This is a genomic window from Deinococcus piscis, assembly GCF_014653275.1.
Taxonomy (GTDB): Bacteria; Deinococcota; Deinococci; order Deinococcales; family Deinococcaceae; genus Deinococcus; species Deinococcus piscis.
The window spans coordinates 1-12943 of record NZ_BNAL01000048.1 but is presented as its reverse complement, the minus strand read 5'-3'; the positions used below and the strand labels follow the sequence as shown (position 1 = coordinate 12943).

Here is a 12943-nt window from a genome sequence, read left to right as displayed (position 1 = left end):
AGGGCAGTTGGTGGAGCCAACTGGGGAATTGCAATATGATGCAATCTACACCCGGAAGCTACTTACCATCGTTTATTGGCGTCCTATAAGTTTGAAGAGTAATGAGGTTGGAGATTTTTTTCAGGACTTGCTCAATGTTATGGAGCGGTACACTGTTCGGGAGTCAGAAGGTGGCGCGGAGCATATTATGGGCATCCAACTCGTGCGTAAGCCTTGAGGGGACTTCGCCCGTGCTTGCCAGGCACTGCGTGCTAGCCTGACCAGGTATGTTTGAATCCCTCGGAAATAAGTTGCAGGACATTCTGGCCAAGGTGAGTGGTCAGGACAAACTGAGCGAAGAGCAGGTCAAGGCGACCATGCGCGAGATCCGCATGGCGCTGCTGGAAGCGGACGTGAATTTTGGAGTCGCCAAGGACTTTGTGGCGGCGGTCAGTGAGCAGATGGTGGGCCAGAAGGTGGGCGGCGTAAGCGGTGAGCTGGACGCTGGTCAGACCATCATCAAGCTGGTCCACGATGAGCTGGTGAACATGCTGGGCGGGGACAAGGCCGAGCCTACGCTGCAACAGGGCCGCAATGTCTGGTTCATGGTGGGCCTACAGGGTGCGGGCAAGACGACCAGCAGCGGCAAGCTGGCGCAGCTGTACAAGAAGCAGGGCAAGAAAATCCTGCTGGTGGCTGCCGACACCCAGCGTCCCGCCGCCCGTGACCAGTTGGAAGTGCTGGCGCGGCAAGTGGGCGTGCCGGTCCTGAAGGTGGAAGACGGTGAGGCCCCCGCAACCACCAAGGCACGCATCGAAGCGCAACTCGCTGAGAAGCCTGCTGACCTGGTGATTGTGGATACGGCTGGCCGCTTGCAGGTCGACGCCGCACTGATGAATGAGCTGGCGGCCCTCAAGGCCGAGCTGCAACCCACCGAAACCATGCTGGTGGTGGACGCCATGACCGGCCAGGAAGCCCTGAACGTGGCTCAGAACTTTGACGAGCGCGTGGCCGTGACTGGCCTGATCATGACCAAGTTGGACGGGGACGCCCGTGGTGGCGCGGCCCTGAGTGCCCGCAGCGTGACGGGCCGCCCCATCTACTTTGCAGGTGTGTCCGAGAAACTGAGCGGCCTGGAGCCGTTCTACCCGGACCGCATTGCCGGGCGCATTCTGGGTATGGGCGACGTGATGGGCCTGATTGAGCGGGCCGAAGCCGCGCAGCTGACCGGGCCCACCGACAAGCAACCCGGGGAATTTGACCTGGACGACCTGCTCAGCCAGCTGCGCCAGATTCGCCGCATGGGGCCGATTGGCGAACTGATCAAGCTCATCCCTGGCATGAGCCGCGCCCTGCCTGAGGGCTTTACCATTGACGAAAAGCAGGTGCAGCGCATTGACGCCATGATCAGCGCCATGACCCTGGAAGAGCGCCGCAACCCCCGCGTCATCAATGCCAGCCGCCGCGAGCGGATTGCAAAAGGCTCCGGGCACGAGGTGGCCGATGTCAACAAGCTGCTCAAGATGCACGAGCAGATGAAGATGATGATGAAGATGCTGCAGGGCATGCAGGACGGCAAGATGCCGAGTATGCCTGGCATGCCTGGAATGCCCGGAATGGGTGGCCTGCCAGGCATGCCGCAGCGCAAAGGCTTCCGCAGCCCGCCCAAGAAATAACGCGCTACAGACTTAGGAGGCCCCAGTGTGGGCCTCTTTTGTGTGCTTGCACAGGCGGTAGTTCAGGCCACTGCGGACCGCCGGCCACTCGCTCTGCGTAATGGAGTACACACAGGTGTCGCGCAGGGTGCCGTCTTTGGCGCGGGTATGTGACCGCAGCACGCCGTCCAGCTTGGCTCCCAGTCGCTCGATGGCGGCCCGTGACTGGGTATTGAGCCAGTGGGTCCGCAGCTCTACCGCTGGACAGCCCAGTTCTTCAAAGGCGTGGGTCAGCAAAAGCAGCTTGGCTTCGGCATTGAGGCCGCTGCCATGAGTGCTGGCGGCCAGCCAAGTGCTGCCAATTTCCACGCGGGGCAGGCTCTGGTCAATATTCATGTAGCTGGTCATGCCGGTGACTTGGCCGTCTTTCAGGCGGCGGATAGTGAAGGCCACCATTTGCCCTAACTCTTGCAACTGCAGCCGCCGCTCGATTTCGGCGGCCATGCCCGAAGGTTCAGGGACAGTGGTGTACCACAGCCGCCACAGTTCGCCGTCCTGCGCCGCTCCGACCAAGGCGTCATGGTGTTCGGGGCGCAGCGGTTCCAGCTGGACCAGATGGCCGGTGAGCGTGACAGGCTGCACGCGTTTCATGGCTGTTCCAGCAGGGCTTGCAGCGCCAGGCGGTAGCCCAGAAAGCCGAAGCCACTCAGCTTGCCCCGGCAGACGGGAGCCACCACGCTGACGTGCCGGAACTCCTCTCTAGCGTCCACATGGCTGATATGCACCTCAATCACCGGCAGGGGCTGCCCAGCGATGGCGTCGCGGATGGCGTAGGAGTAGTGCGTGAATGCTCCCGGATTGAGTACGATGCCCCGGAAGCCTTCTTCCTCAGCCACCTGAATCCAGTCAATCAGCTGGCCTTCGTGGTTGCTCTGGCGGCACTGCGCCTCGCTGCCCAGTTCGGCGGCCCAGTCCCGGCAAAGCCTTTCCAGCTCGGCCAGGGTGCCGCTGCCGTACACTCCCGGTTCGCGGGTGCCGAGGCGGTTGAGGTTGGGACCGTTCAGAACCAGAATCATGGGTGCAGGCTAGAGCATTTGCTGGGCTGACCGGTGCTCTGGCTAGAGGTCCCGCTGCCATTGCCTGAATACTTCGGCCACCTGTTCATGCGGAAGCCGGGTCAGATACGGCTGGGCCAGACCGTGCAGCAGCACCCAGCGCGGCCCCAGCTCATCGGCCTTTTTGTCGCGGGCGATGAAGGGCCACAGGGTATTCAGCTGCAAGCGGGGAAGAGGTTCTGGGTTCTGCCAGTGCAGAAAAGTGCGCGTGTACGTGCTCAGGTCATGGGCTCCCTGTGCCTCGCTGAGTAGGGCAGCGAAGTGCAGGCCGTAGCCCACTGCTTCGCCGTGGGGCAGGCGGTGTCGGGTTACGGCTTCTAGCGCGTGCGCCAGTGTATGCCCCAGATTGAGAAAGGCCCGTTCGCCCTGCTCGGTGGGGTCGCGGGTGACCACCTCAGCTTTGACTTCTATGGCGCTACGGACCAACTCGGGCAGCCATTCGGAAAAGCGGGTCAGGCCGCCTGCGCTCAGGGTCGAGGGCAGCACCTGGGTCAGCAGTTCGGGGCGGGCCAGCAGACCATGCTTGAACACTTCGGCGGCTCCTGAGCGGAAGTCACGCGGCGGCAGGGTGTCCAGCGTCTCAGTGTCGCACCACACCCCCTGCGCCGGCCAAAAGGCCCCGGCCAGGTTCTTGCCTTCGGGCAGGTTGACGCCTGTTTTGCCGCCTACTGCCGCGTCCACCATACCCAGGAGGGTGGTGGGGGCCGCGTAGTAAGCCACGCCGCGCAGGTAGCTGGCGGCCACAAAGCCGGCCACGTCGGTGGTCGCGCCCCCGCCTAGACCCACCACGGCCCCTGCCCGGCTCAGGCCACCCTGCGCCAGTGCCGAGAGCAGGCGGCCCACCTCGGCCATGGTCTTGCCTTCTTCGCCGGAAGTGACGGGTACGGTCAGGATGGGGTTCAGGGCCTGTTGCACACGCTGCACCCACTCGCTGGGCAGGTCACGGTCATGCAGCAAGGCGACCTGCGGTTCAGGCACACTGACGCGGCGCAGCAGGCCGCTGCCCACTTCAACCGTGGTCGAGCGGGCCAGGCCGGGCCAGGGCACATGGAGGGGCGGCAGGTCAGTCGGTGCCATGCCGCAGGTTCTCATATCTGGAGGGATCAGGGCCAGCTGCTTGCCGCTCATTCCACAGCCACAACTGCTCGATGATCTCGTCTACGATTTCTTCCGAGGGTCGGCCATCACTGTGCACATGAATGGTGCCCTGCTGATAGTGCGGCTGGCGTTCACGCATCATGTGGCGGATGCGCGAGAGAGGATCAGGCACCTGAAGCAGTGGGCGGTCAGAATGCCGCGTGCGCTGATAGACCGTCTCCGGACTGGCCCAAAGCACCACAACGGGGCCGCGTTCCAGCAATGAGCGGCGGTTGCCCTCGTGGATAAAGGTGCCTCCGCCCAGACTGATCACCGCGTGATCCAAGCGGCTGATGCGCTCGACCACTTCGCTCTCGCAGGCGCGGAAATAGTCCTCGCCCTCTTCGTCGAACATCTGCGGGATGCTTTTGCCGGCCACCTTGGCGATCAGTTTATCGGTGTCCACATAGTGGAGGGCCAGGGCGCGGGCCAGCTCCCAGCCCACGCGGCTCTTGCCAGTGCCCATAAAGCCCGCCAGTGCCACCCAGGTGACAGGGCGTTCAATCAGGCCAGCATGATTCATAACCTCAAGTTTACGCTGCTGGTATGTGCAGGGCCGTAATCTGGGTAGCTTTGGTTAATTCGCCGCGCCGCACCCTGGTCAGAAGTAGGGGCGCGGCGCGGCTGGGCTGGGAGCTACTCGCGTCGGCGGCGCGTCATCTGCCACAGAAAAAAGGCGTTCATCAGGGCCAGGACGGTGGCGAGGCTGCCCAGCACCGGGTCATGTTTGACCAAAAAGAACCTCATCGCCAGCCCTGCCCACGCAATGATGAGGAAGGTAACCAGCCAGATGCGCCAAGGAGGTGCGTACATGCCCGGCAGTTTAGCGCCGCCCTGGAGCAGGAGCCAGGGTCGGTGCAGTAGATGGGGACGCAGGCGGCAAGCGGTTCACCCAGTCCAGGGCGGCGGCCACATTGAGCGTGCCGGTGCCGCAGCTGCGGCGCGGGTCGGGGTCACAGCCTCGCCCACGCCAGCTGTCGGCGCTGCGCGTGAGAGCTTCACGCAACTGGGTCGGTGTCAGGTCCGGACGCTGGCCCAGCAGCAGACTGGCGGCGGCGCTCACCTGCGGAGCTGCAAAAGAAGTGCCGTTTTGGCGGTGAGTATGAAGGGGAGCCGCAAAGCCACGGGCGTCCAGCGCGGTGCTGGCAACCAAACCTTGCGCCGGAGTGCCGCTGGGGGCCGCCAGGGCCACGGCAGCTCCCCAGTTGGCGTAGTCCGGACGCTGGCCGCCATGCACGCCAGTCACAGTCAGCACGCCCGCGCACCCAGCGGGGGAGAGCAGCCCAGCGTCGCGGTTCTCGTTGCCTGCGCCAACCACCACCAGAGCACCGGCGCGGGTCACATCGTTCACCGCTGAGGCAATGCGGGGATCACAGCCCCGGTCAGGCAGCCAGTCGGCAAAGAGCGACACATTAATGATCCGCGCCGGGTTCGTATTGCGCGGTACACCTGCCACCGGCAGCCCAGCGGCCCAACGCAGGCCGTCCGCGAGGTCCTGCACCTGAATCATGCCTTCTTGATCGGCCACGCGCACAGCCAGCACCCGCGCCGCTGGGTTGATGCCTGCCATGCCCTGCCCTATATGCTCCGCTCCAATAATGCCCGCGATCATTTCGCTGTGAAAGGCGTATGGTCCTACGCCCGCCGCGTCGCGGTCACGCCCGTTGCCGTCGCCAGCCCGCTGCGGATCACTTACGAAGTCGTAGCCGTTGATCATGCGCCCCTGGAGCTGTGGGTGTGGAGTGTAGCCGGTATCGAGCACCGCCACCGTGACCGGCGCAGCCAGCTTGCCGCGCTGTGTCCAGGCCCGGGTCAGGCCAATATCGCGCAGGTAGGTCTGTTGGCCTGCCAGGGCCGAAGCGGGGGCATACGCCTGAGTGGGCCGCGTGCTGGCCGGGGCAGCAGAGCTGGGTGGTGTTTGCGGAGCCAGTGACGGAGTGACCATCTGTGGTGCGGGCACCGTGGCCGGGCGCACGGTGATGGCCTGAGTCACTGGAGAAACGAGCAGGGCAGCGGAGGCAGTTAGGAGAGCGGCGGCGTTCACGCTCCGCAGTATGCCGCTGGGAGCTGACGGCCCTCTGAGGGTTTCTCTAGAGGGCGGACATGCCCGGGGCCATCCCTAAAGGTTGCCCCCAAGGAGCGGCAGTAAGGGCAGAGAGAAGCCTGCACTACACTGCTTTCATATGACGTTGGTCAAGACCCTTTTCAAAGCAGCGCTCCCTTACGCCGAGAGAGCGATCACGGCGGCTGACCAGGCTGTCAGCGGCTACTTGCAACCCCGGCGCGCACGCAGCAAGCTGGTGGTGCAGTCGTATGTGGGCTGGGGCTCCCCGCAGCAGGTCGAAGTGCCGGGCCGGGTGCTTTTGCCCCGCGTGACCACCCCGCCCCGCGTAGGCGACGCCCGCTGGCGCAATTTCCTCAATGTGATGCGCCGGCTGTTCTCGCGTGAAGTGGCTGGCATAGAAATCACTGGGCGCTTTCAGGGTGAGGAAGCCCGCGGCGTGAGTGGCCCAGATGGATATTTCAAGCTCCAGTTCAGCCCTGGTGACCTGCCTGCAGGCTGGTACGAGGTGCCGCTGAGTATGGAGGACCGGGGCGAGGTGAGCCGCGCCCGCGTGCAGGTGGTGGACCGTCCTGCCTTCGGGATCATTTCGGACCTTGATGACACCGTGATCCAGTCGGACGTAACCAGTGTGCCGCGCATGCTGATGACCACCCTGACCGGCAACGCCCGCACCCGGCTGCCTTTTCCCGGCGTGGGGGCTTTTTATCACGGGCTGGTGCAGCAAGGCGGCGGACGCAACCCGATTTTTTACGTGTCCAGCAGCCCCTGGAATTTCTTTGATCTGCTCTGGCAGTTCCTGAGCTACCGTCAGATTCCACTGGGCCCAATGTTCCTGCGCAACTGGGGCTTTGACCTGCTGGCTGGGCACGGCAACTACAAGCACGGCGTGATTGAGCAGATTTTTGCACGCTTTCCCGACATGAAATTCGTGCTGGTTGGCGACAGCGGCGAGCATGACCCCCAGATCTACGCCGAGGTGGTTCACCGGCATCCGGGGCGAGTGCTGGCGGTCTATATCCGCGACGTGTCGGATGCTGTGACCGACGGCGCTGTGCTGAAGCTGCGTGAAGAAGTGCAGAAGGCGGGTGTGGAACTGGTCCTGGCTGCCGACAGCCTGTACGCCGCCAGTCACGCGATGGCGATGGGCCTGATTACCCCTGAGCAGATGCGCCGGGTGCAGCGCTCGGTGGGCCGTGAATACGGCTGGTGAGCCGTCAGCCCCAGAGATCAGGTCAGGAGACAACATGCCAGAAGCCGCCTTTCGGGGCGGCTTCTACATGTTTGGCTGTTGTGTGACCTGCTACTGGGGGACTCTACTGAGGAACTCTCAGTGCAGTGAGCTGCCCGGCATCAGACTTAGCCCTGCGCAGGTTCGCTGCCGGGGCGGCGGCTGCGGCGGCGGCGACGGCGGCGGTCACCCTCTCCGCTGGCGCTGGAGGCTTGGCCGTTGCCGCCGGAGGGTCCACTGGTGTTGCTGGCTTCGTTGGGGGCACTGCTGCGGCCTTCGCTGCGGCCACGGCCCTGCGAGAAGCGGCCCTGGCCTTCGCGGCCACCGGGGCGGCTGCCTGTGCGCGGGCTGCCGTTCCGAGGGCGACCTCCTTGCTGACCGTCGTCCTCGGGCATGTTGTCCACGCTCCAGTCCCCGAAGTACATCCGCTGCACGGTGATGTTCACCGGACGCAGGTGCTCGTTGCGGGGGCGCTCCAAGGTGATAACCCGGCGGCGACTGCCTCCCTGACCGCTTGTGCGCGAGCGGCCCTGAGCTCCGTCACGGTGAGGGCGTTCGCCCTGACGGCCCTCTTGGCTACGCCCTTCAGCGTTGCGGGGGCCACGGCCACGTCCGCTGCTGGCCTGGGGGCCGCGCTTGCCGGTGTCTTCTTCCAGGGTGAAGCGGGGCTGGCTGGGGCGCACGTTCGACAATTTTTGCTGGCGCTCCTGCTCGCGGTCCTCCCGGCGGCGGGCGCGGACCTTTTGGCCGCCCACTTTCTGGCCGGCCCCCTGTGTTTTGTTGCCCGAAGGCTGGTTCTCGCTCATGACAATCTCCTCTAGCTCGGTGCCTTCTTCGGGCACAGTGAAATCAATCTGGCGGGCCAGCGGTTTGACCTCCGAAATGGTCACCGCAACCGCGTCACCCAGGCGGAAGGTCCGCCCGTTGCTGCGGCCCTTGAGCATCTGTGCATCTTCCAGATAGATGTAATAGTCGTCGTCCAAGTTGCTGATGTGAAGCTTGCCCTCCACGCCGTTGTCCAGCGCGACGAACAGGCCACTGGCCACCACACCCGACACATTTCCCATAAAGCTCAGGCCCTGGTGTTCCTGCGCCCACTTGGCCTGATAGTACTTGGTCAGGTCGCGCTCGGCTTCGGCAGCGTTGCGCTCGCGGTCGGAGGTGTGCTCGCCCATACTGGGCAGTACGGAGCGCAACTGGTCCACCTCACGGCTGCCAGGGCGCAGTTCACTGCTCAGCACGCCGCGCAGCACCCGGTGGACCATCAGGTCTGGGTAGCGCCGGATGGGTGAGGTGAAGTGCAGGTACTCGTCGAACGCCAGGCCGAAGTGGCCCAGGTTCTCGCCGGCATATTTCGCCTGCTGCATGGACCGCAGCAGCAAGGTGTTCACCACGCTTTCGCGGGGCGTGCCGCGCACCTGCTTGAGCACATCCTGATAGGCCTGCGGGGTGGGTTCGCCGCCCGGAAAGGACAGCCCCAACCGCCCAATGGCCTGCGACACGTCCTGAAAGCGCTGGAGCGTGGGCTCTTCGTGGATACGGAAGAGGGTGGGTACATTGCGCTCGAGCAGGAAGTGGGCCACCACCTTGTTGGCGAGCAGCATCAGGTCCTCGATCATGCCGCGCGCCGTTTCCTCACGCAGCGGAATCAGTTCCATGCGGCCATCGTCGTCCACATCCACCTTGACTTCGCGCATCTTGAAGTCCAGGCTGCCGTCGCGGAGTCGCTGCTGGCGCAGCTTGGTCGTGACCTTGAGCAGCAGATGCAGGTCGCCTTCCAGGTGACGGGCGTGCTCCGGCATGGGCGAGGTGCCTTCACTGTAGGCCTGGACCTCATCGTAGGTGAGGCGGGCCTTGGAGTGAATCACGCTGGGGCTGATCTCTACATTCAGAATTTCAGCGTCGGCTGAGAGTTCGACCAGGGCACTCATGGTGAGGCGGTCCTCGTTCGGCACCAGGCTACACACCCCATTGGAAAGGTGCTCGGGCAGCATGGGCAGCACCCGCCCCGGCAGGTACACGCTGGTGGCGCGGGCATAAGCTTCGCCGTCCAGCTCGCTGCCCGCCCGCACATAGTGGCTCACGTCTGCGATATGCACGCCGACCAGGAAGGTGCCCTTGTCGGTGGGCTCAATATGAATGGCGTCGTCGAAATCCTTGGCGTCGCGTCCGTCCACCGTAAAGGTGTTCAGGTGGCGCAGGTCCAGGCGGCCCCGCAGTGCCGAGTCGGGAATCTCGCTTGGGATGCGGCCCGCTTCGCTCAGCACTTCGGGCGGGAACTCACCGCGCAGGCCGTACTTGACCATCACGGCTTCGGTTTCGGTTTCGGGGTCGTCTTCGCCGCCCAGCACGCGGCTGACCTGGCCAAAGACCTCATCCTCCCCGGTGTCCTCGGGCCAGTAAAGGTCCACGACCACGCGGGCACCCGTCTCCAGCTCTTCTATTGCTTCGCTGAGCAGCAAGATGCGGTGCCGGGCACGGAAGTCGTCGGCTTTGAGAATGGGGTAGCCGTGGCTGAACTCCAGCGTGCCCACCAGCTGCGAGTAATGGCGCTGCACGATGCGGACCACCGTGGCCTGCGGGTTGCCATCAAAACGGCTGCCCCGGCGGCCTGGTTGCCCTCCGCGTGGGCCGTGGCCTTCGGGACGGACCAGCACGGTGTCGCCGTTCCAGGCTTCCAGGGTGCTTTCTGCAGGCACGTAGTAGTCCTCACGGCCAGAGTCCGGCACCACGAAGCCAAAGCCTGCTGCCGAAGCCTGAAAGCGTCCGCGCACCAGGTTCATCGCGCCGGGCAGACCGTAGGTCTTCTTGCGGGTACGGACCACCAGACCGGCGCGAGTCAGGTCTTCCAGCACGCCTTCAATCTCGCGCCAGCCTCCGACCAAGTTGGCCTTTTGCCGGGTGAATGATTTCTCCAGGTCGCGGACATGGATGGGCCGTCCGATGGAGCGCAGCTGACTGACCAGCAGTTCCTGAGCCGGGTCGCTGAGTGGCTCGGCTTGGGTGGTGACCGCGGGCAAGTCGGGGTCTGCCGGAAGGTCGGGCAGCAGAGACGCCAGGACGTCGTTGGACTCTCCAGAGGGTTCGTCCTGCGGTTGCGGGGCGGCCACTTCGCGCTGCGGCTCTGCGCTGTGGGCCTCCACCGGTTCCACGCCACTTAGTTTTTCCAGTTCTGCCGTCTCTTCACTGGCCTGAGACTTTCTCTTGCTGCGCTTGGGACGCTTGAGCAGCAGCGGTTCGTTGGCTTCCGCTTCTGCGCCTGCAGGCACGGCTGCTTTGGTCTGCTTGCGCTTGCTCTGGCGAGTAGGGCGAGCGGCGGCTGGTTGCTCTGCGGCCTGTGTGGTTGTGGCCGGTGTGGTTGTGGCCGGTGTGGTTGCGTCTTCGGCAGAGGCCTGGGCTGCGGGCAGGTCGGCCAGTGGCTCAGGAGACTCAGTGGTGACGGGGACGGCGGGTGCCGCAGAAGCTTCCACTTCGCTGCTGCCAACCTGCGCTGAACTGCGCTGGCCCGTGCGCCGTGTGGTGCGTTTCGGCTGGGCGGGCGTAGCCTCGGTGGCGTCGGCCTGCTCCTTTGCAGCCGGTTCTCCGGTCTTGCTGCCGCGCTGACGGGTGGTTTTTTTGGCAGCAGCCGCAGGAGCAGCCGCTTCAGAAGCGCTCGGCAGCGTGGTGCTGTCTGAGCTGGCAGGCGCAGTGTCAGCAGCGGGCTGCTCGGCCACTGGCTCTTCAGCTTCAATCTTGGCGGTCTTGCGGCGGCCAGGTTTGGCGTTGGCAGCGCTTGCTGAAGCTTTTTTCCCATCAGCGCTCTTGCTACGGGCCGTGCGTCGGGGCTTGGCGGCGGTTTCCGGCAGGCTGGGAGTCGGCTCAGCTGGAGCGCCATCGGGGCCGGGTACAGGAGCCTCAGCCGCGCCAGCATCTACAGCCGGGACGGCTTTCGCTGAGCGGGCTGCTTTGCGGGGGCTGCGCACAGGCTCCGCCTCTACCGGTGCGAGCTCAGCCAGCTCGGCTTCGGCGGCCTTAGCTTTTGGCTTGGCTTCCGCTGCCGCACGTTTGCGGGAGGAGGCTGTGTTGGCCACCTTCGCCTCACTTTTTGGGGATGTTGAAGGTGAGGTGTTAGAAGTCGCGCTCTTGGCGGCCTTTTTGCGGGGAGCACGGGTGGGCTTGGTCTTCTGTTCGGTTTCCACCACTTCGGAAAGCTGTTCTTCTGAAGCGGCGGACTTTGATTTGGTTTTTGGCATGAAGTACCTGTCAGGACGGCGGGCAGACTTGAAGGTGTTGACTTTCCGGACTTGGCCGGATTTGGAGCGTGCAGGGCGGTGCTGAAATGGACTCACGTGTACGCCGCTGACTGGGGCAGGCCTGAGGCAACTGCGGCACTTGGCCTTATGGCTTTGGCATAAGAGGCGGGGTGCTCAGGCCGCCGGCTCCAGAACGGAGGGAAAGTTCTGCGGGTTGCAGAGGTGCTTGTCTCAGGTGGCCCGAAAAGGTCCGCTTCTGGGCGGAGGTGCTTTTCCTGTCCTGTCACCTGGCAGCCAGGCGATTCTAACACGCCTCCAAACGGAGCTTCTATCGGCCCTGAATCAGCTTGCCGTGATGCGGCTCCGGCGTGGGCTGCACCCGCGCACTCAGTGGAGCGTGATCGCTCAGGCGAGCGGGGCGGTCCACCCACACGTCTGCTGTCCCCACACCCGAGGTCAGCAGATAGTCAATGCGCCAGCCGGTGTCGTTGGCGTAGGCCTGGCCCCGGTTGCTCCACCAAGTGTATTCAGCCCGCTCACCCAGATGCAGGCGGTGGCTGTCGCTCAGGCCACTGGCCAGGTGGGCGCTCATCCACTCGCGCTCGTGCGGCAAAAAGCCGCTGTTCTTCTGGTTGCCGCGCCAGTTTTTGAGGTCAATGGGCTGGTGAGCGATGTTGTAGTCGCCGCCAATCACCAGCGGACCCTGCGGGCGCTGCCCGTCGGCCCACCGCTGATAGTCCAGCAGGAGCCGCTCTTTGAAGCTCTGGCGGGCTTCGCTGGCAGTGCCGCTGGGCAGGTATACGCTGGCAAAGCGTACGCCCGCCACCCGCGCTGAAATCAGCCGGCCTTCCGCGTCCATCTCCTCATGGCCCATGCCCAGCTGCACGTCTTCCAGGGGCAGGCGGCTGGCGATGGCTACGCCGCTGTAGCCCGCCTTCTGTGCAGGATGCCAAGCGGAATGGTAGCCCAGCGCTTCCAGAACGTCTGGCATGGCTGGGGCACGTACCTCTTGCAGCAACAGGACGTCCGGGGCGTGTCTTGCCAGCCACTCATCCAGCCCTTTGCGGCGGGCCGAGCGCAGCCCGTTCAGGTTCAGGGTGGTCACACTCAGGGGAGACACGACGAGGGGACTTGCAGGCGCGGGGGAGACTTCGGAAGCACACTCAGCAGACATGCTCCGCAGCTTGGCATATTCCGTGCCAGGAACTCCATGCCATACACCGCCGACCCTGGAAGGTGGCTAACGGCTCGGGTGAGCACCGTAGGGAATGGTGGTTGAGGCCAGCCAGTTCCCGTACCGCACCAGGGCCAAGCTGCTTTGCTTGAGGGGCCAGGCCAGCAGGTCATCTACGGCCTGTGCCGCTTGCCCAGGCATTCCGGCGGTCAGCCCAGGTTCTGATTCTGAGTCTGGGCCGTCTGCGCTCTGCGCTGGACTGCTGGACAGCAGCACCTGTTCCCCGTCCACTTCTATTGATAACGGCGTAGATTTGAGTTCATAAGATGGAGGGGCATTTGAACATAGCGAACTCGTT

At 64.3% G+C, this 12943-nt stretch carries 12 protein-coding genes; 3 read left to right on the top strand and 9 right to left on the bottom strand.

Going from position 1 to position 12943, the window contains the following annotated elements; translation table 11 throughout:
- Both IE158_RS13645 and ffh read left to right on the top strand, forming a co-directional pair.
- On the top strand, positions 1 to 217 hold a 217-nt coding region (locus IE158_RS13645; protein WP_229839114.1), incomplete at its 5' end, for a hypothetical protein.
- Between the two features lie 49 nt (positions 218 to 266).
- Positions 267 to 1655 carry a signal recognition particle protein gene (gene ffh, locus IE158_RS12495; protein ID WP_189644046.1) on the top strand — a complete coding sequence of 463 codons (1389 nt, stop codon included), beginning with the start codon at positions 267 to 269 and terminating at the stop codon, positions 1653 to 1655.
- A gap of 12 nt (positions 1656 to 1667) precedes the next feature.
- On the opposite strand, the gene IE158_RS12490 is transcribed toward ffh, so the two are convergent.
- From IE158_RS12490 to IE158_RS12465, 6 genes are all read right to left on the bottom strand, one after another.
- Positions 1668 to 2285 carry a GNAT family N-acetyltransferase gene (locus IE158_RS12490; protein ID WP_189644045.1) on the bottom strand — a complete coding sequence of 206 codons (618 nt, stop codon included), beginning with the start codon at positions 2283 to 2285 and terminating at the stop codon, positions 1668 to 1670.
- Positions 2282 to 2710, bottom strand: coding sequence for a type II 3-dehydroquinate dehydratase (gene aroQ / locus IE158_RS12485; protein WP_189644044.1), 429 nt, complete (start codon positions 2708 to 2710; stop codon positions 2282 to 2284). Before aroQ ends, IE158_RS12490 begins: the two co-directional genes overlap by 4 nt.
- 42 nt (positions 2711 to 2752) lie before the next feature.
- Positions 2753 to 3826 carry a 3-dehydroquinate synthase gene (locus IE158_RS12480; protein WP_189644043.1) on the bottom strand — a complete coding sequence of 358 codons (1074 nt, stop codon included), beginning with the start codon at positions 3824 to 3826 and terminating at the stop codon, positions 2753 to 2755.
- Positions 3813 to 4409 (bottom strand): shikimate kinase, encoded by a 597-nt coding sequence (locus IE158_RS12475; RefSeq protein ID WP_189644042.1) that lies wholly within the window; start codon positions 4407 to 4409, stop codon positions 3813 to 3815. Before IE158_RS12475 ends, IE158_RS12480 begins: the two co-directional genes overlap by 14 nt.
- A 113-nt stretch (positions 4410 to 4522) precedes the next feature.
- Positions 4523 to 4699: a hypothetical protein gene (locus tag IE158_RS12470; protein WP_189644041.1), complete on the bottom strand. Its 177-nt coding sequence runs from the start codon at positions 4697 to 4699 to the stop codon at positions 4523 to 4525.
- 10 nt (positions 4700 to 4709) lie between these two features.
- Positions 4710 to 5930, bottom strand: a complete 1221-nt coding sequence (locus IE158_RS12465; RefSeq protein ID WP_229839113.1) for a S8 family serine peptidase — start codon at positions 5928 to 5930, stop codon at positions 4710 to 4712.
- Between the two features lie 139 nt (positions 5931 to 6069).
- On the opposite strand from IE158_RS12465, the gene IE158_RS12460 reads away from it, so the two are divergent.
- A complete protein-coding gene (locus tag IE158_RS12460; RefSeq protein WP_189644040.1) occupies positions 6070 to 7161 on the top strand; it encodes an App1 family protein phosphatidate phosphatase in 1092 nt (363 codons plus the stop codon).
- A gap of 146 nt (positions 7162 to 7307) precedes the next feature.
- Here the strand turns inward: IE158_RS12460 and rnr are convergent, their stop codons facing one another.
- The 3 genes from rnr to IE158_RS12445 form a co-directional block, all read right to left on the bottom strand.
- Entirely contained in the window at positions 7308 to 11249 is a 3942-nt protein-coding gene (gene rnr / locus IE158_RS12455; RefSeq protein WP_373295844.1) for a ribonuclease R, read from the bottom strand.
- Between the two features lie 490 nt (positions 11250 to 11739).
- A complete protein-coding gene (locus IE158_RS12450) occupies positions 11740 to 12585 on the bottom strand; it encodes an exodeoxyribonuclease III (protein WP_189644038.1) in 846 nt (281 codons plus the stop codon).
- A gap of 66 nt (positions 12586 to 12651) precedes the next feature.
- Positions 12652 to 12876: a hypothetical protein gene (locus IE158_RS12445; RefSeq protein ID WP_189644037.1), complete on the bottom strand. Its 225-nt coding sequence runs from the start codon at positions 12874 to 12876 to the stop codon at positions 12652 to 12654.
- Positions 12877 to 12943 lie beyond the last annotated feature (67 nt).

Bases quoted from the DNA above. Each gene is read 5' to 3' on its own strand.
- IE158_RS12480 (WP_189644043.1), bottom strand. From the start codon at position 3,826: ATGGCACCGACTGACCTGCCGCCCCTCCATGTGCCCTGGCCCGGCCTG.
- IE158_RS12470 (WP_189644041.1), bottom strand. From the start codon at position 4,699: ATGTACGCACCTCCTTGGCGCATCTGGCTGGTTACCTTCCTCATCATT.
- IE158_RS12475 (WP_189644042.1), bottom strand. From the start codon at position 4,409: ATGAATCATGCTGGCCTGATTGAACGCCCTGTCACCTGGGTGGCACTG.
- IE158_RS12460 (WP_189644040.1), top strand. From the start codon at position 6,070: ATGACGTTGGTCAAGACCCTTTTCAAAGCAGCGCTCCCTTACGCCGAG.
- aroQ (WP_189644044.1), bottom strand. From the start codon at position 2,710: ATGATTCTGGTTCTGAACGGTCCCAACCTCAACCGCCTCGGCACCCGC.
- IE158_RS12490 (WP_189644045.1), bottom strand. From the start codon at position 2,285: ATGAAACGCGTGCAGCCTGTCACGCTCACCGGCCATCTGGTCCAGCTG.
- IE158_RS12450 (WP_189644038.1), bottom strand. From the start codon at position 12,585: ATGTCTGCTGAGTGTGCTTCCGAAGTCTCCCCCGCGCCTGCAAGTCCC.
- ffh (WP_189644046.1), top strand. From the start codon at position 267: ATGTTTGAATCCCTCGGAAATAAGTTGCAGGACATTCTGGCCAAGGTG.